Genomic DNA, 25,893 nt, shown 5'->3' with positions numbered 1-25,893 from the left:
CCCGGATTGCCGTCGTCCGGACCTCTAACCTTGGCAGCATGCACAACTGGCCGATCACCCTCGACGACGTCCGCGGCGCCCAGAAGATGCTCGTCGGGATCGCCCGGGTGACCCCGATGGAGGGCAGTCGGCACCTCTCCGGGCTGATCGGCGCGCCGGTCCACCTGAAGTGCGAGAACCTGCAGCGCACCGGCTCCTTCAAACTGCGCGGGGCGTACGTGCGGATCGCGGGACTCTCGCCGGTGCAGCGGGCCGGCGGGGTGGTGGCGGCGAGCGCCGGGAACCACGCCCAGGGGGTGGCGCTGGCGGCCGCGCTGCTGGGGGTGCAGTCGACGGTGTTCATGCCGGTCGCCGCGCCGCTGCCGAAGGTCGCGGCCACCCGCGAGTACGGCGCCGACGTGCGGCTGCACGGCGCCAACGTGGACGAGGCGCTGCGGGCCGCCCAGCGGTACTCGGAGGCGACCGGCGCGGTGTTCATCCACCCCTTCGACCACTGGGACGTGGTCACCGGCCAGGCGACCGTCGGGCTGGAGATCCTGGAGCAGTGCCCCGAGGTGCGCACCATCCTGGTCGGGGTGGGCGGCGGCGGGCTGCTGGCGGGGATCGCGGCGGCGGTCAAGCCGCTGCGGCCGGACGTCCGGGTGGTCGGGGTGCAGGCGGCCGGCGCCGCCGCGTACCCGCCCTCGATGGCGGCCGGGCGGCCGGTGTCGCTGGAGCACTTCGCCACCATGGCCGACGGGATCATGGTCGGGCGCCCGGGGGACATCCCCTTCGAGGTGGTCAACACGCTGGCGGACGGCATCCACACGGTCTCCGAGGACTCGCTGTCGCGGGCGCTGCTGCTCGGCCTGGAGCGGCTGAAGCTGGTGGTCGAGCCGGCCGGGGCGGCCCCGATCGCGGCGCTGCTGGAGCGGCCGTACTCCTTCGAGGGCCCGGTGGTGGCGGTACTGTCCGGCGGCAACATCGACCCGCAGCTGATGCAGCGGGTGCTGCGGCACGGGCTGGCGGCGGCCGGGCGCTACCTGTCGCTGCGGGTGCGGCTGGCGGACAAGCCGGGCTCGCTGGCGGACCTGCTGGGCGTGCTGACCAGGCTGGACGCCAATGTGCTGGACGTGGCGCACGTGCGGATCGACCCGCGGCTGGGGTTGGCGGAGGTCGAGGTGGACATGCACCTGGAGACCAAGGGGCCGGAGCACTGCGCGGCGGTGGTCGGCGAGCTGCGGGACTCGGGGTACGTCGTCTCCGACTAGTCGGCGGGCGTTCCGGCGGGGCGGGTGGGGCGGGAGCGTCCACCGGGCTCCCAGTTGCCGGTGGTTCGGGCCCCGATTGCCGGTCGTTGCTGCGGTGTGCCGCGGCTCCTCCCTGGAACGATGGCGGAGCCGTATCCCTTGACGCGATATATCGCGTACTGGGAGACTCGCGATACATCGTGTTCGAGTCCCGCATGTCGAAAATCGAGTCGACCGCGTGCCCGAAAGCGGGGCAGAGTGGGACAGATCGCCCCATACGTCCGAGGAGATGAGGCAGGCCATGGCGCCAGCCATCCAAGCCGAGAACCTGGTGAAGACCTTCGGCGACGTACGAGCCCTGGACGGCGTCAGCCTCGACGTCCCCGAGGGCACGGTGCTCGGGCTGCTCGGCCCGAACGGCGCCGGGAAGACCACCACCGTGCGGGTCCTCACCACCCTGCTCCGCCCCGACTCCGGCCGCGCGGTGGTCGCCGGGGTCGACGTGCTCAAGAACCCCAACCGGGTGCGCAGTCTGATCGGCCTGTCCGGTCAGTACGCGGCGGTCGACGAGTACCTGACCGGCTTCGAGAACCTCACCATGGTCGGCGAGCTCTACCAGATGAGCGTCCGCGACGCGAAGGCCCGGGCGCTGGAGCTGCTGGAGTGGTTCAACCTGACCGACGCCAAGGACCGCACCGCCAAGACCTACTCCGGCGGCATGCGCCGCCGCCTGGACCTCGCCGCCGCGCTGGTCGTCCGCCCGCCGGTGATGTTCCTGGACGAGCCGACCACCGGTCTCGACCCGCGCAACCGGCTCGCGCTCTGGGAGGTCATCGAGACCCTGGTCGAGCAGGGCACCACGCTGCTGCTCACCACCCAGTACCTGGAGGAGGCGGACCGGCTCGCCCACGACATCGCGGTGGTCGACCGCGGCCGGGTGATCGCCCGGGGCACCGCCGACCAGCTCAAGGCCCAGATCGGCGGCGAGCGGATCGAGGTCGTGGTGCACGAGCCCGGGGTCGTCGCCGACGCGGTCGCGGCGCTGTCCGGCTACGCGCTCAGCGAGCCGACGGTGGAGCGGAACACCCGCCGGATCACCCTGCCGATCAGCGGCGGTGCCCGGGTGCTCGCCGACGCCATCCGCGAACTGGACGCCCGCGGGATCGAGATCGACGACATCGGGCTGCGCCGCCCGACCCTGGACGACGTCTTCCTCACCCTGACCGGCCACGTCGCCGAGCAGGAGGCCGAGGAGGGCGGCGCCGACCCCAAGGCGCGCGGCCGCGGCGGCCGGAGCAGGGGCAGGACCGCCGACGCGGCCGACAGCGGAGACCGCGGACCGGACAAGCAGGCCGTCGCGGCCGGGAAGGAGCACTGAGATGAGCACCGCCACCGAGCACGCCATCGGCGCGGCCGTGCCCAGACAGCGCCGGGGGCTGTCCGCCACCCTGCACGACTCCTGGGTGGTCGCCAAGCGCAACCTGCGCCGGATGACCCGCATCCCGGAGATCGTCGTCTTCGGCCTGATGCAGCCGGTGATGTTCGTCCTGCTGTTCTCGTACGTCATGGGCGGGGCGATCAAGATCCCCGGGACGGACTCCAGCTCCCACACGTACATCCAGTTCCTGATGGCCGGCATCTTCGCCCAGACCGTCACCTTCGCCACCGCCGGCGCCTCGGCCGGCATCGCGGAGGACATGACCAAGGGCCTGGTGGACCGCTTCCGCTCGCTGCCGATGGCCCGCTCGGCGGTGCTGGTCGGCCGCACGCTGGCGGACCTCGTCCAGACCGGCTTCATCGTGATCGTGCTGGGCCTGGTGGCGCTGCTGGTCGGCTGGCGGATCCACGACGGCGTGCTCAACGCGCTCGCCGCCTTCGGCCTGCTGCTCCTGTTCGGCTACGCCTTCTCGTGGATCGGCGCGCTGATCGGCCTGTCGGTGCGCAGCCCCGAGGCGGCCACCTCGGCCGGGCTGATCTGGCTGTTCCCGCTGACCTTCGTGTCCAACGCCTTCGTGCCGGTCAGCTCGATGCCGGACTGGCTGCAGCAGATCGCGTACTGGAACCCGTTCAGCGCCACCGTGCAGGCCTGCCGGGAGCTGTTCGGCAACCAGGTCGGGCCGGTGGACGGCGCCTGGCCGATGCAGCACGCCGCCCTGGTGTCGGTGATGTGGTCGGTCCTGATCACGGCGGTGTTCTCGTGGCTGTCGGTGCGCAAGTACCGCTCGGCCACCGCCTGAGCGGGCGCGCCGGGCCCCGGGTGCCGCCCGGCACACGGAAAGGGCGGCCGTGGAGTCCCCGACTCCACGGCCGCCCTCGCGCTGTCGCGGGCCGGATCAGCCGGCGTGCGGCACGACCTTGACGATCTTCACCATGGCCGGCTTGCCGTTCGGCAGCTCGTAGGTGGCCTCGTCGCCGATCTGCTTGCCGTCGATCGCGCGCCCCAGCGGCGACTGCGGCGAGTAGACGTCCAGGTTGTCGGAGCCGGCCACCTCGCGGGAGGCGAGCAGGAACTCCATGAGGTCGTCCTCGTCGCCGTCGAAGGCGACCGTGACGACCATGCCCGGGGCCACCACGCCCGAGTCGGCCGGGGCCTCGCCGACCTTGGCACGCTCCAGGAGCTGGGTCAGCTGGCGGATGCGCAGCTCGTACTTGCCCTGCTCCTCCTTCGCCGCGTGGTAACCGGCGTTCTCCTTGAGGTCGCCCTCCTCGCGCGCCGCCTCGATCTTCTGGGCGATCTCGATGCGCCAGGGCCCGGTCAGATGATCCAGCTCGGCCTTGAGCTGGTCGTAGCCGGCCTGAGTGAGCCAGGTCACGTTCTCGCTGGTCTGGGTCACGGGTGCTCCTCGTAGGTGCTGGGGCTGTGCTGAGGGTGTGAGTCGTCAGCCGGGGTTGGTGGTGATATCGGTCTCAACTACAAAGCAACGCCCGCTCCCGTACCATCCGGTGCGGAAGGGGCGAAACCACGAGCCTAACAAGTCCTGCCGACAAGCGGGAGAGGCGTTGGCGCGGCATTGACGGTGGCGTTACGCCGCGGTGTACAGGACGGAGAGCGGGACCTTTTACGGATGCCCGCTCCCCGGATCGAATATGCGCCCTACTTGGCGGGCGTGCAGCCCAGCAGTTCGGCGGTGGTGCCGCGGGCCGTGGTGCGCAGGGTGACCACCGCGTCGTAGCTGTCGCCGGCCGCCGGGACCGGGAAGTCGGCCACCCCGACCACCCCGTGGTCGTCGCCCTGGGAGCGGACCGTGCAGGTGCCGGCCTGGCCCTCGCTCTTGCGCACGGTGAGGTGCAGCTGGACCTCGGAGTCGGAGACCACCTGGAAGGTCGGCACCGAGCCGTTGATCTTCGTCTCGCGCAGCAGGTAGGAGCCGCCCAGCCAGGCGATCAGACCCAGGCCCAGCACGCCGCAGACCGCGCCGACCACCTTCAGGCGACGGTCCGCCTCGCGGTCGCCGCCGCGTCCGTAGCGCCCCTCGGGCAGCCGGGCGGCGGTGGTCTCTGCAGTCATCGGACCCTGTCCTCTCCTGGGGGAGGGGCCGCGCGGGTGGTGCGGGGGAATGCGACGCTCCTCCAGTCCGTCACTATAGGAGGGGCTCGCCCGCGGCCGGTCCGGCGGGGGCAGGGCTCGGCCGTGTCGGCGACTTCCGCGGCCGGCCCCGCGGCGACGCGGTCCCGGAGTGAGCGGTTCGTACGGTGGGCAGACCCGGACTTCGCGGAACGCCCGATGATGTGGAAGGAACGCAAGGCGTTGACTGAGCAGTTGCGACTGATGGCGGTGCACGCCCACCCGGACGACGAGTCCAGCAAGGGCGCGGCCACCATGGCCATGTACGTCGAGCAGGGTGTGGACGTACTCGTGGCCACCTGCACGGGGGGCGAGCGCGGGTCGGTTCTCAACCCCAAGCTCCAGGGGGACCCGTACATCGAGGAGAACATCCACGAGGTGCGGCGCAAGGAGATGGACGAGGCGCGGGCGATCCTCGGCGTCAAGCAGGCCTGGCTGGGCTTCGTGGACTCCGGCCTGCCCGAGGGGGACCCGCTGCCCCCGCTGCCCGAGGGCTGCTTCGCCCTGCAGGACGTCAAGGAGGCGGCCGAGCCGCTGGTCCGGCTGATCCGCGAGTTCAAGCCGCAGGTCATCACGACCTACGACGAGAACGGCGGGTACCCGCACCCGGACCACATCATGACCCACAAGATCACCATGCTGGCCTTCGACGCCGCGGGCGACCCGGACGCGTACCCCGAGGCCGGCGAGCCCTGGCAGCCGCTGAAGGTCTACTACAACCACGGCTTCCCGATGGGCCGCATCCGCGCCCTGCACCAGTACCTCACCGAGCACGGCCACGACTCGCCGTACGGCGAGTGGATCGCGGGCTGGGAGAAGAGCGGCCGCAAGGAGCGCGAGATCACCACGCGGGTCCGCTGCGACGACTGGTTCGAGACCCGTGACCGGGCGCTGATCGCGCACGCCACCCAGATCGACCCGGACGGCCCGTGGTTCCGCGTCCCGCTGGAGGTCCAGCGCGAGGTCTGGCCCACCGAGGACTACGAGCTCGCCCGTACCCTGGTCGACGTGGACCTGCCGGAGGACGACCTGTTCGCCGGCCTGCGCACCCCCACCCTGGCGGCCGAGGCCGCCGACACGCGCGACTGAAGCACCCCCCGATGGCCCGGCTCCCCGTGAGCCGGGCCACCATAGAGATATGAGCGCCCCCGTGAACCTCCTCCACCTCGCCGCTGACCTCGCCGTCGACGACGCCAAGGTCACCCCCGGCCTCCTCGGCTTCGTCGTCTTCGCCGCCCTCGGCGTGGCGACCTGGTTCCTGGCCAAGTCCATGAACCGCCAGTTCAAGAAGGTCGACTTCGCGGAGGAGCCGGAGGCTCCGAAGGAGTGAGTCCCCGGCCCCCGCCGGCCGCCGATGCGGAAGGATGGGGGCATGCCGAACCGTCTCGCGGACGCGACCTCGCCGTACCTGCAGCAGCATGCCGAGAACCCGGTCGACTGGTGGGAGTGGTCCCCCGGGGCCTTCGAGGAGGCGGCGCGGCGCGGGGTGCCGGTCCTGCTGTCGGTCGGGTACGCCGCCTGTCACTGGTGCCACGTGATGGCGCACGAGAGCTTCGAGGACGCCGGGCTCGCCGGGTACCTGAACGAGCGGTTCGTCGCGGTCAAGGTGGACCGGGAGGAGCGCCCGGACGTCGACGCCGTCTACATGGAGGCGGTGCAGGCCGCGACCGGGCAGGGCGGCTGGCCGATGACGGTCTTCCTCACGCCCGACAAGGAGCCGTTCTACTTCGGCACCTACTTCCCGCCGGAGCCCCGGCACGGGATGCCCTCGTTCCGGCAGGTGCTGGAAGGCGTGGACGCCGCCTGGCGGGACCGGCGGCAGGAGGTCGGCGAGGTCGCCGGACGGATCCGGGCCGACCTGGCCCAGCGGGCCGCCGTCTACTCGGCCGGCGCCCACAACCCGCCCGGCGAGGCGGACCTGCACCAGGCACTGGTGACCCTCAGCCGGGAGTTCGACCAGGCGCGCGGCGGCTTCGGCGGCGCCCCCAAGTTCCCGCCGGCCATGGTCGTCGAGTTCCTGCTGCGCCACCACGCGCGCACCGGCTCGGAGGCGGCGCTGGAGATGGCCGTGCGCACCGGCGAGGCGATGGCCCGCGGCGGCATCCACGACCAGCTCGGCGGCGGCTTCGCCCGGTACGCGGTGGACGCCGGCTGGGTGGTGCCGCACTTCGAGAAGATGCTCTACGACAACGCCCTGCTGCTGCGCACCTACCTGCACCTGTGGCGGGCCACCGGCTCCGCGCTCGCGCGGCGGACCGCGCTGACCACGGCGGACTTCCTGCTGCGCGAACTCCGCACCCCCGAGGGCGCGTTCGCCTCCGCGCTGGACGCCGACAGCCTGGACGAGGAGACCGGGCAGTCCGCCGAGGGCGCCTACTACGTGTGGGAGCCCGGCCAGTTGGTCGACCTGCTCGGCCCCGCCGACGCGGCCACCGCCGCCCGGCTGTTCACCGTCACCGCCGACGGCACCTTCGAGCACGGCACCTCCGTCCTCCAACTCCTCGCCGAGCCCGAGGACTCCGCCGAGTACGAGGCGATCCGCGCCCGGATGCTCGAAGCGCGTTCGGCCCGGCCCGCACCGGCCCGGGACGACAAGGTGGTCGCCGCCTGGAACGGCCTCGCCGTCGCCGCGCTCGCCGAGACCGGCGCACTGCTGGAGCGGCCCGACCTGGTCGAGGCCGCCGAGCGCGCCGCCGACCTGCTGCTCGCCGTCCACCTCACCCCCGACGGCCGGCTGCTGCGCACCTCCCGGGACGGCCGGCCCGGCGCCAACGCGGGCGTGCTGGAGGACTACGCGGACACCGCCGAGGGCTTCCTCGCGCTGTACGCCGTCACCGGCGAGGCGGAGTGGCTGCAACTGGCCGGCGGTCTGCTCGACACCGTCCTCAAGCACTTCACCGACGAGGCCTCCGGCGCGCTCTACGACACCGCCGACGACGCCGAGGAACTGATCCGCCGCCCGCAGGACCCCACCGACAACGCCACCCCCTCCGGCTGGACGGCCGCCGCCGGCGCCCTGCTCACCTACGCCGCGTACACCGGATCCGACCGGCACCGCACGGCCGCCGAGCGCGCCCTCGGCGTGGTCGGCGCGCTCGCCGGGCGGGCGCCGCGGTTCATCGGCTGGGGCCTGGCGGTGGCGGAGGCACTGCTGGACGGGCCGCGCGAGGTCGCCGTGGTCGGCCCGGCCGGGGACGGGGCCACGGCCGCGCTGCGGCGGGCGGCGCTGCTCGGGACGGCGCCGGGCGCGGTGGTCGCGGTGGGCGAGCCGGGGGAGACCGAGGTGCCGCTGCTGGCGGACCGGCCGCTGGTCGGCGGGGCGCCCGCGGCGTACGTCTGCCGGCACTTCGCCTGCGACGCGCCGACCACCGATCCGGCGGTGCTGGCGGAGCGACTGGGCGCCACGGTCGACTAGCGGGGGCCGGCGGCCGTCCGGCAGGGGCCGGATAATCGTTGGCAGGATCGGTCGGGTCGGGGCGAACATGGGCCATGACCTGGACCTTCAGCACCTCCCTCGATGACTTCCGGGCCCGGGCGGGTGCCGTCCTCGCGGCCAGCCCCGCCGAGAACACCGTCCTGCTCACCATCGCGCACCGGCTGGCCGAGTCCGGGCTGGACGTGTTCGGCGGCCCGCCGGTCTTCGGCTGGTGGCGGGCCGAGGACGGCGGCCCGGTCGCGGGCGCCTTCCTGCAGACGCCGCCGTTCGACCTCAGACTCTCCGCCATGCCGGAGGCCGCGGCCGCCGAGCTGGCGGTCGAACTGGCCGCCGTGGGGAGCGGGTTCACGACGGTGAACGGGATCGCCGGGGGCGCCGGAGCGGCCCGCGCCTTCGCCGCGGCGTGGACGGCGGCCACCGGGACCGAGCAGTCCGTCCGGGTCGAGGAACGGCTCTACCGGCTCGGCCGGCTGACCGGTCCGCCGCGCCCGCCCGCGGGCTGGCACCGGCCGGCCGGGCCGGCCGACCGCGAGCTGGCGATCCGCTGGTACGAGGAGTTCGGGGCCGAGGCGGGGGTCCATCTGCCGGACGTGCCGCGGGCGGTGGACGACCGGACCGCGGCCGGCGGCCTCCACCTGTGGGAGGACGGCGGCGAGCCGGTCGCGCTGGCCGGCACCAGCCCGGTGCTCGCCGGGATGTCCCGCATCGGCCCGGTCTACACGCCCGTCGAGCACCGCGGCCGCGGCTACGGCAGCGCCGTCACGGCCGCCGCCTCGGCCCATGTGCTGGCCCTCGGGGCCGCCGAGGTGCTGCTGTACACGGACCTGGCGAACCCGACCAGCAACTCCGTCTACCAGCAGATCGGGTACCTGCCGGTGGAGGACTGCCTGGTCCTCGACTTCCGGGCGGCCTAGGGGAGTTGCCCGCCGATGCCCCGGCGGCCGCCGCCGCCCGTCACTCCCAGTCCCAGCGGATCCCCAGGATGCACGGCCGCAGCGCGGTGGCGACGAGGTGGACGCAGCGGTGGCCGTCGAGGGTCAGCTCCTCGGTCTCGTACGGGGCCTCGCCCGGGGAGTGGAGGGCGAAGCGGTGGCAGCGCACGGGCAGGGCGGCGGGGTGGAAGGTGACCTGCAGGACGTACTGGCCGGCGCCGGAGTTGAAGCCGCGGACGTACTCGCAGCTCGGCTCCGGGGAGGGCGCGTCGTCGAAGCCGTAGCCGAGCAGGTGGGTGTCGCCGGCCCGTAACCGGCGGTCGAGGAGCAGTTCGGCGGCGAGCAGGTGGTGGGTCCGGTCGCGGCGGACGCGGCCGGGGCGGCAGTTCTCCTCGGCCCGGACGCCGACGCGGGTGATGTCGCTGCCCGGGTCCCCCTGGTAGATCGCGAGGTAGCGGTCGATGCCGTCGCGGTGGGCGCGCAGCGCGTGCTGGGAGTCGCGGCGGGCGAGTTGGCGGTCGGGGCCGACCCGGATGCGCTCGATGTGGGTGACGGTGTGCAGGCCGGTGTCGCGCGGCCCGGCGAGGGTGCTGAGCAGGTCGTCGACGGCGGTGGCGGGGGAGATGAGGTCGCGGTAGGGCCGTACGGGCGGGCCGGCGGGCGCGGTTCCGGCGGCGCGGCGGGGGCCGAGCAGCCGGGTGAGGGAGTGCTCGGGCAGGTCGAGGACGTCCTCCAGGGCGGCGACGGCGCGCAGCGACTCCGGGCGTTCGGGCCGACGGCGGCCCTGCTGCCAGTAACTGAGGCTGGTGACACCGACGTTCACGCCGCGCAGCGCGAGGCGGCGGCGGATCCGGTGCAGCGCGAGGCCCCGGGCGGCGATGGCGGTGCGCAGGGCGAGGTGGAACGGGCCGGTGCGCAGGGCGGCGGCGAGATCGGCTGGGTCGCTCCGGTGGATGACGGCCTCCTGAGGTGCGGACGGACCGGCTTTTGACCGTGAATATTCACATCGGTACGGCGGTTTGTCACCGGTCCGGGCCTGCTGCGCGGGGGTTTCCCCGGCGGTGTTCACACCCGCGCCCGGCCGTTCACACCCCGGCCCGGGTGCCTCCCGGGGCCGTTGACCCGCCTGTGGCCAGGCGCGATGCTCGGGGCGCGATCCGGACCGCGCCCCCACACAGCACCTCGCTCCACTCGCGCAAGGAGGCATCCCCCCATGCCAGTTCCACGGATACGGCTGCGCCGTGCCGTCTCTCTGATCGCCCTCGGCGTGCTGGGCCCGGCGTTCACCGCCGCGGTCGCCGCCCCCGCGATCGCCGCGCCCGCGACCACCGCCCCCACGGTCGTCGCCCCCACTGCGGTCGCCCCCGCGGCCGTCGCTCCCGGGCAGGACCGGGCCCCGCACCAGGTCCGCCGGGCCGCCGCGCCGGGCAGTACTGCCGACCAGGCCGGCACGTTCAAGAAGCTCAACATCACCATGCAGCAGCAACAGCAGACCAACTGGTGCTGGGCGGCGAGCGGGAACACCATCGCCACCTGGTTCGGCTACGACTACAGCCAGAACCAGTTCTGCAACGCCGCGTTCGGCCGGGCGACCGGCTCCGCCTGCCCCAACAGCCAGGCCACGCTGGGCGACGTGCAGAACGGGCTGGACCGGGTGGGCATCAACCCGGGCTCGTACGTCACCGGCTACCTGCGCTACAGCACCGTGCAGGCCGAGGTGGACGCCGACCGGCCGATCGAGACCCGCATCCAGTGGAGCTCGGGCGGCGGTCACATGCACGTCCTCTACGGCTACGACACCGGGAACAACTGGGTCTACTGGGGCGACCCGTGGCCGTCCGACTACCGCTACAACTGGGCGGACTACTGGTACTACGTGAACAACGGCACGTTCTCGTGGACCCACTCCCTGTACCGGATCGGCGCGTGAGGGTGGCCATGACCGAGAACCGTGACCTCCGTCGGGCCGCCGCGGGCGCCCTGCTCACCGCCGTCCTCGCGGCGGCCTTCGCCCCGGCCGCGCACGCCGCCGCCCCCGAACCGGCGGCCGAGGCCCCCGCGCCGGTGCCCGCCGCAGAGCTGGCCCAGGCCCGCGGCGCGGTCCAGGACCCGGCCGTCCTCGACCGGGTCGGCCACTTCTTCGCCCGCCAGGGCGTCCCGCCGACCCGGCAGCTGACCATCGGTGCCGCCGAGGAGGCGCGGGCGGCGAGCGCGTCCGCGCCGCGGCTGGCCGGCGACACCGTGCCGGTGTACGTCCTGGACGCCGGCTTCGTGGCCGGCACCCCGGGCGCGCCGGTGGCGAAGGCCGAGTTCACCGCCAGCAAGGTGGTCGCCGCGGACGGGCAGACCGCCTCGGTCTGGACGGTCCGGCAGGGCCAGTCCTGGCGGGTGGTGAACATCGCCTCGGGCGGTGACGAGAGCGACTACGCGGCGAAGGCGGCGGGCAGCGGCGGTGGAACCGCCTTCCGCGAGCCGCAGGTCGACGCCTGGTACGTGCTTCGCGACGGCCGGGTGCTGCCGCTGGACGACGAGGCCCGGCGTTCGGTGGGCGCGGACGGGGTGACGCTGACCGCGTACCAGCAGTTGGTGCACCGGCGGTACGGCGACAAGCTGCCCGGCTCGGCGTACGACCGGGCGGGCCGGGGCGGCGGCTACCCGGCGGATGCCGCCGAGCAGCCCGTGGCCGCGCCGGAGCCGGCGGCGGCCGGTGGTTCGATGCCGGCGGCCGTGACGGCGGCCGCGGCCCTGGGCGCCACCGCGCTGGTGGGCGCGGGCGCCGTCCTGCGGCGGAGGACGGGCGTCCGCCGCGGGTGAGGGGGAGCGGGGCCCGGGCCGAGCGGACCGGGCCCCGCTGCCTGTCCCCTCTTTCTTGTCCTGCTGCGCCTCCCGGCGCGGCGGGACGGCGGACGGCCGGGCTCACACCCCGGCGAAGCCGCTCTCCAGCAGGGCGAAGGTGTGGTCGATCAAGTCCGCGATGTCCTCCCGGCCGTCGGCCGCGGCCCACTGCAGGAGGGCTTCGGTGGTGGCGGCCGCGATGGCGGCGGCGGTGACGCGCATCTCGTACGTGGGCTCCTCGACGCCGGCCCGCCGGGTGAGCGCGGTGAGGAACAGCCGCTGCGGGTTGCTGCTGCTGCGCGCCACACCGGCGCGCAGCGCGGAGACCTCGGTGACCAGCCGCATCCGGGTGTACAGCTCCTCGCGATCGTGCCGGAGGAGCTGGCGGAGCAGGCTGCGGATGGCCTCCCGGCAGGAGGTGAGGAAGGGCTCGTCGGCGGGCCGCGCCAGCAGGGCGGCGATCATCGCCGGGTCGTACTCGTCGGAGAGGACCAGGTCCTCCTTGGTGGCGAAGTACCGGAAGAAGGTGGACGGCGAGACTTCGGCGGCGGCGGCGATCTGCTCCACCGTGGTGTTCTCGTAGCCCTGCTCGGCGATCAGCCGGTACGCCTCGCGGCGGATGGTCTGACGGGTCTTGAGCTTCTTGCGCTCGCGCAGCGACAGCGGCGCCTCCAGCATCGCCTGGACCGGGTCGGTCGGGGCGTCCGGGAGGGCCGCGGTCGGCTGCTGGGGAGTCATGTGTCCGATTATCCGTGATCTCCGGTGACGGCAGGGGCGTCCGCGCGGCCGGAGTCGCCGGAACCGGGGGTCGGGGCCGGGTCGCCGCCGGGCATCCGCGCCGCGACCAGCACCGCCGAGGCCACCGCGACCAGCCCGGCGACCAGCAGCACCACCCCCATCCCGTGCACGTACGCCGCGTGCGCGGAGGCACTGAGCGCCGGACCGCCGCCGGCGCGGGCGACGGCGTCGGCGGCGACCACCGACTCCCCGGCCCGGTGCGCCGCCGCGGCCGACAGCCCGCCGGTGTCCAGCGCGCCCCGGTACGCCCCGGACAGCAGGCTGCCGAGGACGGCGATGCCGAGCGCGCCGCCGACCTGGCGCAGTGTCTGCAGCAGTCCGGAGCCGACTCCGGCCCGCGCCGCCGGCAGCGTGACCAGGGCGGACGCCTGGGCGGTGATCAGCGACAGGCCCATGCCGATCCCGAGCACGCTGAGCCAGATCGCGGCCCGCCCGTAGCCGTCCGCGGTGCCGGTGCGGCTGCCGAAGAGCAGGGCGGCGGCGAGCAGCGCCAGGCCGAGGGCGATCACCGTACGGGCGCCGAGGCGGTCGACCAGCGGGTCGGTGAGCTTGGCGGCCACGATCAGCCCGAGCATCATCGGCATCAGCCGCAGCCCGCTGCCGAGGGCATCGGTGCCGAGCACGCTCTGGAAGTAGAGGGGCAGCACGAAGAAGGCGCCGAACAGGACGAACGAGATCAGGGTGGCCGCGACGGAGGACCAGCGGAAGGTGCGGTCGGCGAGCAGGGAGAGGTCGAGCATCGGCTCGCGCTGCCGCCGGCTGCGCAGCACCAGGGCGGCGAGTGCGAGCAAGGAGCCGGTCAGCGTGCCGGTCACCAGCGGGTCGGTCCAGCCGCGTTCGGTGCCCTCGATGATGCCGTAGGTGAGCGCGGCCAGGCCGCCGGCGGCGAGCACGGTGGCGAGCAGGTCGATCCGGGGCGCCGCGGGGTTGCGGCTCTCGGGCAGCAGCAGGACGCAGGCGACGACGCCGACCGCGGTCAGCGGGACGTTGACGGCGAAGACCGACCCCCACCAGAAGTGCTGCAGCAGGAAGCCGCCGATCAGCGGTCCGAGCGGGGCGCCGGCGGAGAGTGCGGCGGCCAGGATCGCGGTGGCCCGGCGCTGTTCGGCGGGCGGGAAGAGGCCGGGGATCACCGCCATGGACATCGGCATGACCAGGGCGCCGGCCAGGCCCATCCCGGCGCGGGCGGCGATCAGGGTGGCCGGGGAGTCGGTGAGCATCCCGACGGCGGAGGCGAGGCCGAACAGCGCCAGGCCGACGGTGAGCGTGCGGCGGCGGCCGAAGCGGTCGCCGAACAGCCCGGCCGGGAGCATCGCGGCGGCGAAGACCACGGTGTAGGCGTCGACGATCCACTGCTGCTGACCGGTGGTGGCCTGCAGCTGTGAGGCGAGCGTGGGCAGGGCGACGTTCAGGATCGTCATGTCGAAGCTGATCACCAGGACGCTCAGGGCGACGGCGACCAGGGCGAGCCATCGACGCGGGTCGGCGGTGGCGACGGCCGGGGCGGTGGTGGTGGTGGGAGTGGGCGGGGCGGCGGGCACGGCGACCTCCGGGGGCCTCTGCTGGAAGTTTCTCTCAAATGAAAGTAACTCTCAAAAGATGGTCTCCGTCAACATGATGGTGTTGTCATAGGCTCGTCACGCTGTGTGATGTGTCCTGGAAGTGCTGCTTCCGCACAAGGAATTGACGCAACGTTGATCTGTCGTTCGCCGCCCGAGGGCAGTGGGGAGTGACTGTCGGTAGATACCATGTGGCAATCGGTCAGTGCTGGCCGACGCGTGCCGAGAGCGGAGAAGGGGTGGGGCGGCAGGAGCCGACCACAAGCCCGGCACCGGGGAAAGGGGACCGAAGTGGCCGACACGGATGACAAGCAGGCGAGTGCCCAGGTGTGGGGCGCGGCGGCGGTGGTGGCTTCCGCGCTGGCCGTGGTCACGGCCTATCTGATCAACGGCGCCCTGCTGGTCCTCGCGGTCGCCGGGGTCGAGACCCTGCTGCTCATGGTCTACGTCGGCCGCCGCTGGCGCGCCCTGCACAGCCGTCCGTCCCCGGCCGGGCACCGTCCGCGCCGCGGGAGCCCGGACGCCGCGCACTGCGAGCGCTGCCGCCGGGCCCGGGAGGCGTTGGACGCTCGGCAGGCCCGCACCCGCGCAGTGCGCCCGGAGCCGTCCGCGCCGTCGGCGTCCCGGTCCTCCGCGGGGCGCCCGGCCGACCGGGAGCAGCACGAGCGCGACGAGCGCCGGGCCGGCCAGGAGCAGTACGAGCACCCGGACCACCACGAACACCCGGAGCAGCACGAGGACCAGGCACACCACGAGGACCGGGCGCACCACGAGCACCCGGAGCCGGCCGCGCAGCCGGAGCCCGGTGCCGCCGACCACCTGCCGTACCTGCGCCGCCCGCAGGCCCGGGCGCCGTACGAGCGGCCCTGGACGGCCGAACGGGCGGCCGCCCGGTCCGTGGACCGTTCGACCGCCCGTCGTGGTGCGCCGGGTTCAGCCGGCCGCGCTGTACGCCACCAGTGAGACGCCGACGTACTGCACGATGAACGCGCCGAGGGTGAAGGCGTGGAACACCTCGTGGAAGCCGAACCAGCGCGGTGAGGGGTCGGGCCGCTTGAGCCCGTACACCACGCCGCCGATGCTGTAGAGCACCCCGCCGACGATCATCAGCACCAGGACGGCGACTCCGCCGGTGCGCAGGAAGTCCGGCAGGAAGAACGCGGCGGCCCAGCCCAGCGCGAGGTACACCGGTGTGTACAGCCAGCGCGGCGCGCCGACCCAGAACACCCGGAAGGCGATCCCGGCGAGCGCGCCGCCCCAGACCGCCCAGAGCAGCAGCTGCTGGTTCGCGCCCTTGAGCAACAGGATCGTGAACGGCGTGTAGGTGCCCGCGATGATCAGGAAGATGTTCGCGTGGTCCAGCCGGCGGAGCACCGCGTCGCCGCGCGGGCCCCAGTCGAAGCGGTGGTACACCGCGCTGACCCCGAACAGCAGCCAGGCGCTGACCGAGTAGATCGCGCACGCGATCTTGGCGGGCGTGGAGTCGGCCAGGCAGATCAGCACGATCCCGGCGGCCACCGTGGCGGGGAACATCGCGGCGTGCAGCCAGCCGCGCCACTTCGGCTTGCTCTCCCCGTTCTCGACGGGGCCCTCCGCGAGGCTCTCAGCGAGCGCAGCAGCAGTCATGCGCAGCATGCTACCGGCTACCTACGGATCCGTAGGTTACTGGCGCGTAGGAAGTGGCGATCGTCACTCTTAGACGTTTTGGAGTATTTGGAGTGTGGCCTCGCCCACTCCGTCCGGGACGTGAGCGACCTGTTACCCGCGAGTAATCATACTTACTGTAGTAAAAGATGCGTCAATTTCGACGCCACGGGGCGTTCAGGCCTTGAGCCCGGAGCTACGCTGCAAGCACCCTCAGACCCCCGCAACGCCGTCTCTTCGCCGAGATGGCGTGAAACGGAGCGATCGTGTCGTACGAGATCTCTGCTCTCAGCGCATCCGCGCCCACCCGCCACAAGCAGCTGCTCGCTTGGGTGAGCGAGATCGCCGAGCTCACCCAGCCGGACCGCATCGAGTGGTGCGACGGCTCCGACGAGGAGTACCAGCGCCTCGCGGACCTGCTGGTGGCTCAGGGCACCTTCAAGAAGCTCGACGAGGACAAGCGCCCCAACTCCTACTACGCCGCCTCGGACCCGACGGACGTGGCGCGCGTGGAGGACCGCACCTACATCTGCTCCGAGCAGGAGAAGGACGCCGGACCGACCAACAACTGGAAGGCCCCCGCCGAGATGCGCGAGGTCTTCCAGGGCGAGCAGGGCCTCTTCCGCGGCGCGATGAAGGGCCGCACGATGTACGTCGTGCCCTTCTCGATGGGCCCGGTCGGCTCCCCGCTGGCCGCGTACGGCGTCGAGATCACCGACTCCGCCTACGTCGCCGTGTCGATGCGCGTGATGACCCGCATGGGCCGGGCCGTGCTGGACCAGCTGGGCGAGGACGGCGACTTCGTCAAGGCCGTGCACACCGTCGGCGCCCCGCTCGCGGAGGGCGAGGCGGACGTGGCGTGGCCGTGCAACAGCACCAAGTACATCTCGCACTTCCCGGAGACCAAGGAGATCTGGTCCTTCGGCTCGGGCTACGGCGGCAACGCCCTGCTCGGCAAGAAGTGCTACGCGCTGCGCATCGCCTCGACCATGGCCCGCGACGAGGGCTGGCTGGCCGAGCACATGCTCATCCTGAAGCTCACCCCGCCGAGCGGCGAGGCCAAGTACGTCGCGGCCGCCTTCCCCTCGGCCTGCGGCAAGACCAACCTGGCCATGCTCCAGCCGACCGTCCCGGGCTGGAAGGTCGAGACGATCGGCGACGACATCGCCTGGATGCGCTTCGGCGCCGACGGCCGCCTGTACGCCATCAACCCCGAGGCCGGCTTCTTCGGCGTCGCCCCCGGCACCGGCGTGGACACCAACGCCAACGCCATCGACACCCTCTGGGGCAACACCGTCTTCACCAACGTCGCCCTCACCGACGACGGCGACGTGTGGTGGGAGGGCCTCACCGAGGAGCCCCCGGCGCACCTGACCGACTGGCGCGGCAACGACTGGACCCCCGAGTCCGGCACCCCGGCCGCCCACCCGAACGCCCGCTTCGCCGTCCCGGCCGCGCAGTGCCCGACCATCGCCCCGGAGTGGGAGGACCCGGCGGGCGTGCCGATCTCGGCGATCCTGTTCGGCGGCCGCCGCGCCACCGCCGTCCCGCTGGTGACCGAGTCCTTCGACTGGCAGCACGGCGTCTTCCTCGGCGCCAACATCGCCTCCGAGAAGACCGCCGCCGCCGAGGGCACCGTCGGCGAGCTGCGTCGCGACCCGTTCGCCATGCTGCCGTTCTGCGGCTACAACATGGGCGACTACTTCGCCCACTGGCTGAAGGTCGGCGCCCAGGCGGACGCCGGCAAGCTGCCGAAGATCTACTACGTCAACTGGTTCCGCAAGAACGCCGAGGGCAAGTTCGTCTGGCCCGGCTACGGCGAGAACAGCCGCGTGCTCAAGTGGATCGTCGAGCGGCTGGAGGGCACCGGCGAGGGCGTCGAGACCCCGATCGGCGTGCTGCCGACCGTCGAGGGCTTCGACCTCGGTGACCTGAAGCTGACCCAGGAGGACCTCGACCTGCTCTTCACCGTGGACGCCGACCTCTGGCGCCAGGAGGCCGCGCTCGTGCCGGCCCACCTGGAGACCTTCGGCGACCACACCCCGAAGGAGCTGTGGGACGAGTACCGGAGCCTCGTCGCGCGCCTCGGCTGAGCCTGAGCCTCAACCGAGCGAGAGGCGGTCGCGCGGCACGAACCGAGCGCCCCGCCGATGCGACAGGACGGCCGGAGTTCCGCCGGACGATCTTTCCCCGACCAAGGAGATCGTCCGGACCGGGACTCCGGCCGTAGTGTTTTTCCGCGTCCCGGGCACCGCCCGCCGCGGTGACCGCCGCGGTGCCCGCAGCGCCCGGTGCCGGGTGCTGCGGGCGGGCGGTGTCAGAGGCGGGTGATCGCGGTGATCCAGGCCTGGTTGCCCTGGCAGACACCCGTCGTGGAGCTCTGCCACTGGCGGGCCGGGGCGCCGTTGTCGGTGCGCCAGTCGGCGATCTCCAGGAGGAAGGCGGAGTTGAGGTTGACCAGGCCGAGCTCGTTGCGCGAGCCGATGGAGCCGGCGTAGTTCCAGTGCTGGTTCCAGCCGCCGGTGCAGTCCCACTGGCGGGCCGGGGCGCCGTTGTCGCGGCTCCAGTCGGCGATCTCCAGGCACTTGCCGGAGTTGCGGTTCACCAGGCGGAAGCCGCCGCTGTCGGGCACGTAGTCCCAACGCTGGTTGGCGCCGCCGGTGCAGTCCCACTGGCGGGCCGGGGCGCCGTTGTCGGTGCTCCAGTCGGCGATCTCCAGGCACTTGCCGGAGTTGGCGTTCACGACGGTGCTCGACGTCGGGATGCGGAAACCGCCAGTGGAGGCGGAGGCGGGCGTGGCCGGCAGGGCGGTGGTCAGCGCGATGGCGGCGACCGAGACGGCCGCGGCGACGCGGGCGCGGGTGAGCGGAATGCGGATGGTCAAGGCGGACCGGTCCCTTGCAGAGGAGTGGGGGCAGGGGAGCGGAGCCGTCCGGGCGGTGGAGCGCCGCGGTGTCCGCGTCGGCCCGAGCTGCGGCGCACTGCCGACCGGCTCGTCCCCCCTACGGCCCGGAGAGGAACCCGGGCCGCCGACGCGCGGGAATCCTACGGCCCTGCCGGTGAACCTCGGTCAAAGGATTGGTCAAGGCTGGGTATAGCCGCCGAGGAAGTCGCCGATCCGGGTCACCGCGTCGGTGATCTCCTCCGCCCGCGGCAGCGTGACCAGCCGGAAGTGGTCCGGCTCGGGCCAGTTGAAGCCGGTGCCCTGGACCAGCAGGATGCGCTGGGAGCGCAGCAGGTCGAGGACCATCCGGGCGTCGTCCTTGATCTTGTGGACCTTCGGGTCCAGCCGCGGGAACGCGTACAGGGCGCCCTTGGGCTTGACGCAGCTGACCCCGGGGATCTGGTTCAGCAGCTCGTACGCGGCGTCGCGCGAGGCGAGCAGGCGCCCGCCGGGGAGCACCAGGTCGCGGATGGACTGTCGGCCGCCGAGCGCGGCGGCCACCGCGTGCTGGGCGGGCATGTTGGCGCACAGCCGCATCGAGGCGAGCACGGTGAGGCCCTCGATGTAGCTGCGGGCCCGGGTCCGGTCGCCGGAGAGCACCATCCAGCCGGAGCGGAAGCCCGCGACGCGGTACGCCTTGGACAGGCCGTTGAAGGTGACGCAGAAGAGGTCCGGGGCCAGGGTGGCGAGCGGGACGTGCTCGGCGTCGTCGTAGAGGATCTTGTCGTAGATCTCGTCCGCGTAGACCACCAGGTCGTGCCGGCGGGCGATCTCGACGATGCCCTCCAGCACCTCGCGGGGGTAGACCGCGCCGGTCGGGTTGTTCGGGTTGATCACCACGATGGCCCTGGTCCGGTCGGTGACCTTGGCCTCGATGTCGGCGAGGTCCGGGTACCACTCGGACTGCTCGTCGCAGCGGTAGTGCACCGCGGTGCCGCCGGCCAGCGAGACCGAGGCGGTCCACAGCGGGTAGTCCGGCGCCGGGACGAGCACCTCGTCGCCGTCGTCCAGCAGGGCGGTCATGGCCAGCTGGATCAGCTCGGAGACGCCGTTGCCGAGGAAGACGTCGTCGACCGAGAGGCCGTGCAGCCCGCGGTCCTCGTAGTGCATGACCACCGCGCGGCGGGCGGAGAGCAGGCCCTTGGAGTCGCCGTACCCGTGCGCGTTCGAGAGGTTGCGCAGGATGTCCTGGAGGATCTCCGGGGGTGCCTCGAAGCCGAACGTGGCCGGGTTGCCGGTGTTGAGCTTGAGGATGCGGTGGCCCTGTTCCTCCAGCCGCATCGCCTCGTCGAGCACCGGGCCGCGGATGTCGTAGCAGACGTTGGCGAGCTTGCTGGACTGGATGACCTGCATGTCTGCCTACTTTAGGGGTACGGACGACCCCGGCGGTGGTCCTCCGGGAAGGTGCTCCGGAGGGCCCGGAGGGGCCTCCTTGGATCGGCAGGCGGGGGCAACGGCGGACCTTCCGAAGAGGGGGCGCACTGTCCGGAATGGTCCCGTATGCGAGGGGTGCGGGCGGGGTGCGGCGCGGAACGAGACGGACGGCACATCGGGCGCCGCGCCCGGGGGCGCGTCCGCCGGTCGTCGGACGCCGGACAGCGCCCGGCCCGGCGCGGGAGGATGTGGCCGGTTCGTCGATCGAGGAGGGGGTGCGCCGGTGGTGCCGGTCGTGGTCGCGGCGGTGCTGGTCGGTCTCCTGGCGGCTCCGCCGCTGCGCGGGCTGGTCGCCCGGTTCGCCGTGCCGGAGGGCGAGCCGTGGTGCGGGGCCTGCCCGTCGTGCGCGCGCGAGGTGCGCGTGCTGCCGCCGACCGGACGCTGCCCGGGCTGCCGGGAGCGGCTGGGCGCGGGCGCGTGGTCGGTCGAGACGGTCGCGGCGGCGGTGGCCGTCGCGGTGGCGTACGCGGCGGACGGGCCGGTGACCGCGGCGCTGGCCTGGGCCGCCGCGTTCGGGGTGGCACTCGGCTTCGTCGACGCCCGGGTGCGCCGGCTGCCGTACCGGCTGACCCTGCCGCTGCTCGGCGGGGTGGCCGCGCTGCTGGTGGTGGCGGCGCTGGCGGAGGGGAGGCCCGACGCCCTGCTGCGCTGCCTGCTGGTGGCGCTCGCGGTCGGCGCGGTGCTCGAACTGGCCGTCTGGGTCAGGGCGTTGGGGCCCGGGGACTCCCCGCTCGGGCTCGCCCTGGGCGGGTTGCTCGGCTGGTACGGCTGGTCGGTGGCGTTCGGCGGACTGTTCGCCGCGGCGATGCTGGCCGGCCTGTGGGCGGTGCTGCGGGCCGCCGCCGCCCTGGTCCGCCGGCGCCCGGTGCGCGGACTCGACGTCCCGGTGGGCCCGTTCCTGCTGCTCGGTGCGCTCACGGCGCTGCTGGCCCGGTAGCGCGGCGCCGGGCGTACCGCGGAACACGGCGGGGCCCGTCGTACCGGAGCGGTACGACGGGCCCCGCCGTCGGCGCGCCTGCCCCACCCTCAAGGAGCGGCGCGCCGGGGGAGGTGGGTCCTCAGGGCATCCGGTGGACGAACGGGCCGACCGTGTCGGAGAACGCGTTGCCGTTGTTGGCGTCCCAGTTGGTCGACCAGGTCATCGCGCCGCGGATGGTCGGCCACTTGGCCGGCGGCACGAAGCTGCCGCAGTTGTTGCCGGTGGCCAGGCAGTCCAGCGCGTTGTTCACCACGGTCGGGGAGACGTAGCCGCCGCCGGCCGCCCGGGTGGAGGCGGGGACGCCGATGCCGACCTGGTCCGGCCGCAGTCCGCCCTGGATGTGGGTGCAGACCTGCGAGGTGATGAAGTCGATGGTGCCCTGGTTGTAGACCTTGCCGTCGCAGCCGTTCATGCCGCCCGAGTTGTAGAACTGGGTGTTGACGACGGTGAGGATGTCCTTGGTCTTCAGCGCCAGCTGGAAGTAGGCGCCGGCGGTGCTGTACATCCCGATGGTCTCGGGCGCCATGGTCAGGACGAAGCCGGAGCCGACCTTGGCCTGCAGGGAGTGCAGCGCGTCGGCCAGCGGGCCGGGCTGGACGCCGTTCTCCAGGTCGACGTCGATGCCGTCGAAGCCGTAGTCCTTGATGATCGCGTAGGCGCTGTCGGCGAAGTTGGCCGCGGCGGTGGCGTCCCCGACGCTGATCGCGCCGTTCTGGCCGCCGATGGAGAGGACGACCTTCTTGCCGGCCGCCTTCTTGGCCTTGAGGTCGGCGCGGAACTGGGCGTCGGTGTAGCCGCCGAGCGCCTTGGACAGACCGGGGTCCAGCGTGAAGCTGATCGCGCCGGTGCGGGTCGGCACGGCGTCGGCGAAGGACACCGCGATGATGTCGTACGCGCTCTGGACGTCGCTCAGGCGCTGCGGGGTCGAGTTGTTGTCGAAGTTCTGCCAGTAGCCGGTGACGGCGTGCGCCGGCAGGCCGGTGGTCGGCGGGGTGGTGCCGGTCGGCGTGGCGGTGGGAGTGGGCGTCGCGGTCTGGGTGGGCGTGGCGGTGGGGGTCGCCGTGGGCGTGGCCGTGGGGGAGGCGGTGGCCGTCGCGGTCGGCGAGGGGGTGCCGGTGCCGCCGGGGCCGGCCAGCGCGACGTCGTCGGCGAGGTAGGCGCCCTGGCCGTACCAGCCGTGCAGGTACACGGTGACGCTGGTGGCGTTCGCCCCGGTGGTGAAGGTGGTGGACAGCTGGTTCCAGCTGTTCTGGTTGGACCAGGTGGAGGGGTCGGTGCCGCCGGTACCGCGCGCGCCGAGGTAGACGTACGGGCCCTGGACCCAGGCGCTCAGCGTGTAGCTGGTGTTGGGCAGCACGCTGATGGTCTGGGTGCACTCGGCGGTGTCGCCGGCGCCCGGGGTCGCCTGCAGCGCGCCGGTGCCGGAGTGGACCGGCGAGGACACGGCGGCCGCGGCGCCGGTGCAGCTCCAGCCGCCCAGGCCGCCGTCGAAGCCGCCGTTGGTGACCAGGTTTCCGACCGCGGCGCCGGCGCCGCCGGCGAAGAGGGCGAGGCCGCCGCCGGCCAGGGCGAGGGCGGTGGCACCGGCCGCGACGGCCGGGAGGGGGCTGCGCCGGCGCTTGTGGGAGGGCTGGTTCAGCGTACGGGCCATGGGATGACGCTCCTGGGGGAGGAGGAGCGGCCGCCGCGGTGGGGGGCGCGGCGGCCGCGTGTGGGGGGAGGGCTTTGCGTCCGAGCAGGCCGTGGGAGGGCCCGGGGTGAGCCTGGGTGAGGGGCGGCGGAGGGTCGTTCCGTCCCGGGTCACAAGCTGGACTAGACCATTGCTGGTCGTCAAGCACCGGACGGACGGCTTACGGTTCCGTTAAGGATCCGGAGACCGTTCCGTGTCCGCACCGCCACCGCCACCGGACGCCCCGGGCGGCTCCCGGACGACCGCCGGGCGCTCCCCCGAAGGCCCCGACGCGCTCCCTGCGACAGACTTCGCACAGGACCGTGACCAGACCGCTACCTGCGGCTTTACCGTGCGCGTGCCTGCCGGAGTAGGCTGCGCCGGGGTGGTGACGCACCCGCTGAACGAGCACGGAGGGGTCCGGGAAACATGGGTCTGCGCGATGTCGCCGAACGGACGCCGGGGCTGCGCACCCTGCTGGGCGGGATGTACGGGCTCTACGGCCGCCGGGTCGAGGTCCACCTCGCGCGCACCCCGCACCACATCGGCGTGATCCTCGACGGCAACCGCCGCTGGGCCAAGGCCGCGGGCGGTTCCACCGCCTACGGGCACCAGCGCGGCGCCGACAAGATCACCGAGTTCCTCGGCTGGTGCGACGAGACCCACGTCAAGGTCGTCACCCTCTGGATGCTCTCCACCGACAACCTGGACCGCCCGGCCGACGAGCTGGTCCCGCTGCTCGGCATCATCGAGGACGCCGTCACCGGCCTGGCCGCCGCCCGCCGCTGGCGGGTCCACCCGGTCGGCGCGCTGGACCTGCTCCCGCAGCACACCGCCGACGTGCTCAAGCGCGCCGCCGACGAGACCGCCGACATCGACGGCATCACGGTCAACGTCGCGGTCGGCTACGGCGGCCGGCACGAGATCGCCGACGCCGTCCGCTCGCTGCTCCAGGAACAGGCCGGCCGCGGCACCTCGATCGAGGAACTGGCCGAGATCCTGACCGTCGAGCACATCTCCGAGCACCTCTACACCCGCAACCAGCCCGACCCGGACCTGATCATCCGCACCTCGGGCGAGCAGCGGCTGTCCGGCTTCCTGCTCTGGCAGAGCGCGCACAGCGAGTTCTACTTCTGCGAGGCGTACTGGCCGGCCTTCCGCAAGGTCGACTTCCTGCGCGCCCTGCGCGCGTTCGAACAGCGCAACCGGCGGCTGGGGCTCTAGACCCGTCCTGGTCGCGGGCCCGCGGCCCCGGCCGGCGGCCGCGCGGTGAAGTGACCGCCGTAGGGCTGGCCTACCCGGGTGCCGCGCGAGGCCAAACGTTCACCGGCAATGATCCGTCAGTTCGCCGGGGGCGCGAATGCACCGCCCCCCGCCTGGGAATACTCCAGTCAGTCCGGCCCCGAGGCCACCGGGGCAGCGAGGCCGGCTTGCCGCGGATGACGCAGGGTCATCCGCTCTGGAGGCCTAGTGGTCAGTTCCAAGAGCCGCCGGACACCAGACCGGCGCACGTACGTTCTCGACACCAGCGTGCTCCTGGCGGACCCGCTCGCCATGACCCGCTTCGACGAGCACGAGGTCGTCCTGCCGGTGGTGGTCGTCACCGAGCTGGAGGCCAAGCGGCACCACCCGGAGTTGGGCTACTTCGCCCGCCAGGCGCTGCGACTGCTCGACGACTACCGCATCCGCCACGGCCGGCTCGACGAGCCGATCCCGGTCGGCGAGCTCGGCGGCACCATCAGGGTCGAGCTCAACCACTCCGACGTGTCGATACTGCCGGTCGGCTACCGCGCCGGCGGCGGTGAGGCGGACACCCGGATCCTCGCGGTCGCCCGCAACCTGCAGGCCGAGGGCTACGACGTCACCGTCGTCTCCAAGGACCTGCCGCTGCGGATCAAGGCCAGCTCGGTGGGCCTGCTCGCCGAGGAGTACCGGGCCGAGCTGGCGATCACCTCCGGCTGGACGGGCATGTCCGAGCTGCACGTCCCGGCCGATCAGGTGGACGCGCTGTTCGCGGCCGGCCACGACGCCGGGGTGGACGTCGACGGGGTGGACGAACTGCCCGTCCACACCGGACTGGTGCTCACCTCGGAGCGCGGCCGCGCGCTCGGCCGGGTCACCGGCGACGGGCGGGTCCGGCTGGTGCGCGGGGAGCGCGAGGCGTTCGGGTTGCGCGGGCGCAGCGCCGAACAGCGGGTGGCGCTGGACCTCCTGCTCGATCCGGACATCGGCATCGTCTCGATGGGCGGCCGGGCCGGTACGGGCAAGTCGGCGCTGGCGCTGTGCGCGGGTCTGGAGGCGGTGCTGGAGCGGAGGCAGCACCGCAAGGTGATGGTCTTCCGGCCGCTGTACGCGGTCGGCGGCCAGGAGCTCGGCTACCTGCCGGGCTCCGAGGCGGAGAAGATGGGCCCCTGGGCGCAGGCGGTCTTCGACACCCTCTCCGCCGTCACCACGCCGGACGTGATCGAGGAGGTCATCTCCCGGGGGATGCTGGAGGTGCTGCCGCTGACCCACATCCGGGGGCGCTCGCTGCACGACGCCTTCGTGATCGTGGACGAGGCGCAGTCGCTGGAGCGGAACGTCCTGCTGACGGTGCTGTCCCGGATCGGCCAGGGCTCGCGGGTGGTGCTCACCCACGACGTGGCGCAGCGGGACAACCTCCGGGTGGGCCGGTACGACGGCGTGGTGGCGGTGGTGGAGAAGCTGAAGGGGCATCCGTTGTTCGCGCACATCACGCTCACGCGCTCGGAGCGTTCGCCGATCGCGGCGCTGGTCACGGAGATGCTGGAGGACATCAACCCGTGATCCGTCCCTGATCGGGACATAGTCGGACAATGCGGTCAATTCGCGCCCCGGGGCCCGCTCCTGA

Annotated in this window: 23 protein-coding genes; 14 read left to right on the top strand and 9 right to left on the bottom strand. The window is 73.0% G+C overall.

Annotated features, from left to right (window positions below):
- Positions 1–38: 38 nt before the first annotated feature.
- From ilvA to ABT048_RS17320, 3 genes are all read left to right on the top strand, one after another.
- Positions 39–1,250 carry a threonine ammonia-lyase gene (gene ilvA / locus ABT048_RS17330; RefSeq protein WP_350522229.1) on the top strand — a complete coding sequence of 404 codons (1,212 nt, stop codon included), beginning with the start codon at positions 39–41 and terminating at the stop codon, positions 1,248–1,250.
- A 280-nt stretch (positions 1,251–1,530) separates the two neighbouring features.
- Entirely contained in the window at positions 1,531–2,607 is a 1,077-nt protein-coding gene (locus tag ABT048_RS17325) for an ATP-binding cassette domain-containing protein (RefSeq protein WP_350522228.1), read from the top strand.
- 1 nt (position 2,608) lies between these two features.
- The gene (locus tag ABT048_RS17320; RefSeq protein WP_350522227.1) at positions 2,609–3,466 is read left to right on the top strand and encodes an ABC transporter permease; all 858 of its coding nucleotides are present in this window, start codon (positions 2,609–2,611) and stop codon (positions 3,464–3,466) included.
- Between the two features lie 96 nt (positions 3,467–3,562).
- Here ABT048_RS17320 and greA read toward each other — a convergent pair whose 3' ends face one another.
- The gene (gene greA / locus ABT048_RS17315) at positions 3,563–4,063 is read right to left on the bottom strand and encodes a transcription elongation factor GreA (RefSeq protein WP_350522226.1); all 501 of its coding nucleotides are present in this window, start codon (positions 4,061–4,063) and stop codon (positions 3,563–3,565) included.
- Between the two features lie 260 nt (positions 4,064–4,323).
- Positions 4,324–4,737: a DUF4307 domain-containing protein gene (locus ABT048_RS17310; protein WP_350522225.1), complete on the bottom strand. Its 414-nt coding sequence runs from the start codon at positions 4,735–4,737 to the stop codon at positions 4,324–4,326.
- Positions 4,738–4,977: 240 nt separating this feature from the next.
- Here ABT048_RS17310 and mca point away from each other — a divergent pair, with 240 nt between their 5' ends.
- The 4 genes from mca (at position 4,978) to ABT048_RS17290 (ending at position 9,144) form a co-directional block, all read left to right on the top strand.
- Entirely contained in the window at positions 4,978–5,883 is a 906-nt protein-coding gene (gene mca, locus ABT048_RS17305) for a mycothiol conjugate amidase Mca (RefSeq protein WP_350522224.1), read from the top strand.
- A 49-nt stretch (positions 5,884–5,932) separates the two neighbouring features.
- Positions 5,933–6,124, top strand: coding sequence for a hypothetical protein (locus ABT048_RS17300; protein ID WP_350522223.1), 192 nt, complete (start codon positions 5,933–5,935; stop codon positions 6,122–6,124).
- A 42-nt stretch (positions 6,125–6,166) separates the two neighbouring features.
- Complete coding sequence (locus ABT048_RS17295; protein ID WP_350522222.1) at positions 6,167–8,209, top strand: thioredoxin domain-containing protein; 2,043 nt, start codon at positions 6,167–6,169, stop codon at positions 8,207–8,209.
- A gap of 74 nt (positions 8,210–8,283) precedes the next feature.
- Positions 8,284–9,144 (top strand): GNAT family N-acetyltransferase, encoded by an 861-nt coding sequence (locus ABT048_RS17290; protein ID WP_350522221.1) that lies wholly within the window; start codon positions 8,284–8,286, stop codon positions 9,142–9,144.
- Between the two features lie 40 nt (positions 9,145–9,184).
- On the opposite strand, the gene ABT048_RS17285 is transcribed toward ABT048_RS17290, so the two are convergent.
- Entirely contained in the window at positions 9,185–10,117 is a 933-nt protein-coding gene (locus tag ABT048_RS17285) for a hypothetical protein (protein WP_350522256.1), read from the bottom strand.
- Positions 10,118–10,375: 258 nt separating this feature from the next.
- On the opposite strand from ABT048_RS17285, the gene ABT048_RS17280 reads away from it, so the two are divergent.
- Both ABT048_RS17280 and ABT048_RS17275 read left to right on the top strand, forming a co-directional pair.
- The gene (locus tag ABT048_RS17280) at positions 10,376–11,092 is read left to right on the top strand and encodes a papain-like cysteine protease family protein (RefSeq protein ID WP_350522220.1); all 717 of its coding nucleotides are present in this window, start codon (positions 10,376–10,378) and stop codon (positions 11,090–11,092) included.
- Positions 11,093–11,100: 8 nt separating this feature from the next.
- Positions 11,101–11,976 carry a hypothetical protein gene (locus tag ABT048_RS17275; protein WP_350522219.1) on the top strand — a complete coding sequence of 292 codons (876 nt, stop codon included), beginning with the start codon at positions 11,101–11,103 and terminating at the stop codon, positions 11,974–11,976.
- 102 nt (positions 11,977–12,078) lie between these two features.
- Here the strand turns inward: ABT048_RS17275 and ABT048_RS17270 are convergent, their stop codons facing one another.
- Positions 12,079–12,735, bottom strand: a complete 657-nt coding sequence (locus ABT048_RS17270; RefSeq protein ID WP_350522218.1) for a TetR family transcriptional regulator — start codon at positions 12,733–12,735, stop codon at positions 12,079–12,081.
- A gap of 8 nt (positions 12,736–12,743) precedes the next feature.
- Positions 12,744–14,336, bottom strand: a complete 1,593-nt coding sequence (locus ABT048_RS17265) for an MFS transporter (protein ID WP_350522217.1) — start codon at positions 14,334–14,336, stop codon at positions 12,744–12,746.
- A gap of 309 nt (positions 14,337–14,645) precedes the next feature.
- Between ABT048_RS17265 and ABT048_RS17260 the strand changes: the two genes are divergently transcribed.
- Entirely contained in the window at positions 14,646–15,317 is a 672-nt protein-coding gene (locus tag ABT048_RS17260; RefSeq protein ID WP_350522216.1) for a hypothetical protein, read from the top strand.
- Here ABT048_RS17260 and trhA read toward each other — a convergent pair.
- The gene (gene trhA / locus ABT048_RS17255; protein WP_350522215.1) at positions 15,288–15,980 is read right to left on the bottom strand and encodes a PAQR family membrane homeostasis protein TrhA; all 693 of its coding nucleotides are present in this window, start codon (positions 15,978–15,980) and stop codon (positions 15,288–15,290) included. The genes ABT048_RS17260 and trhA overlap by 30 nt on opposite strands.
- Before the next feature lie 284 nt (positions 15,981–16,264).
- Here trhA and ABT048_RS17250 point away from each other — a divergent pair, with 284 nt between their 5' ends.
- The gene (locus ABT048_RS17250; RefSeq protein ID WP_350522214.1) at positions 16,265–18,091 is read left to right on the top strand and encodes a phosphoenolpyruvate carboxykinase (GTP); all 1,827 of its coding nucleotides are present in this window, start codon (positions 16,265–16,267) and stop codon (positions 18,089–18,091) included.
- A gap of 224 nt (positions 18,092–18,315) precedes the next feature.
- Here ABT048_RS17250 and ABT048_RS17245 read toward each other — a convergent pair whose 3' ends face one another.
- Positions 18,316–18,882 (bottom strand): RICIN domain-containing protein, encoded by a 567-nt coding sequence (locus ABT048_RS17245; RefSeq protein ID WP_350522213.1) that lies wholly within the window; start codon positions 18,880–18,882, stop codon positions 18,316–18,318.
- A 198-nt stretch (positions 18,883–19,080) separates the two neighbouring features.
- Positions 19,081–20,295, bottom strand: a complete 1,215-nt coding sequence (locus ABT048_RS17240) for a pyridoxal phosphate-dependent aminotransferase (protein ID WP_350522212.1) — start codon at positions 20,293–20,295, stop codon at positions 19,081–19,083.
- Positions 20,296–20,599: 304 nt separating this feature from the next.
- Between ABT048_RS17240 and ABT048_RS17235 the strand changes: the two genes are divergently transcribed.
- Entirely contained in the window at positions 20,600–21,313 is a 714-nt protein-coding gene (locus tag ABT048_RS17235; RefSeq protein WP_350522211.1) for a prepilin peptidase, read from the top strand.
- 121 nt (positions 21,314–21,434) lie between these two features.
- On the opposite strand, the gene ABT048_RS17230 is transcribed toward ABT048_RS17235, so the two are convergent.
- On the bottom strand, positions 21,435–23,006 hold the full coding sequence (locus ABT048_RS17230) for a chitinase (protein ID WP_350522210.1): 1,572 nt from the start codon (positions 23,004–23,006) through the stop codon (positions 21,435–21,437).
- Between the two features lie 447 nt (positions 23,007–23,453).
- Here ABT048_RS17230 and ABT048_RS17225 point away from each other — a divergent pair, with 447 nt between their 5' ends.
- Both ABT048_RS17225 and phoH2 read left to right on the top strand, forming a co-directional pair.
- On the top strand, positions 23,454–24,248 hold the full coding sequence (locus ABT048_RS17225; RefSeq protein ID WP_350522209.1) for an isoprenyl transferase: 795 nt from the start codon (positions 23,454–23,456) through the stop codon (positions 24,246–24,248).
- A 246-nt stretch (positions 24,249–24,494) separates the two neighbouring features.
- The gene (gene phoH2 / locus ABT048_RS17220) at positions 24,495–25,829 is read left to right on the top strand and encodes an RNA 5'-3' helicase PhoH2 (RefSeq protein WP_350522208.1); all 1,335 of its coding nucleotides are present in this window, start codon (positions 24,495–24,497) and stop codon (positions 25,827–25,829) included.
- Positions 25,830–25,893 lie beyond the last annotated feature (64 nt).

The sequence above is a fragment of the Kitasatospora sp. NPDC096140 genome, from assembly GCF_040303045.1.
Lineage (GTDB): Bacteria > Actinomycetota > Actinomycetes > Streptomycetales > Streptomycetaceae > Kitasatospora.
This window is presented reverse-complemented; position numbering and strand designations above follow the sequence as displayed.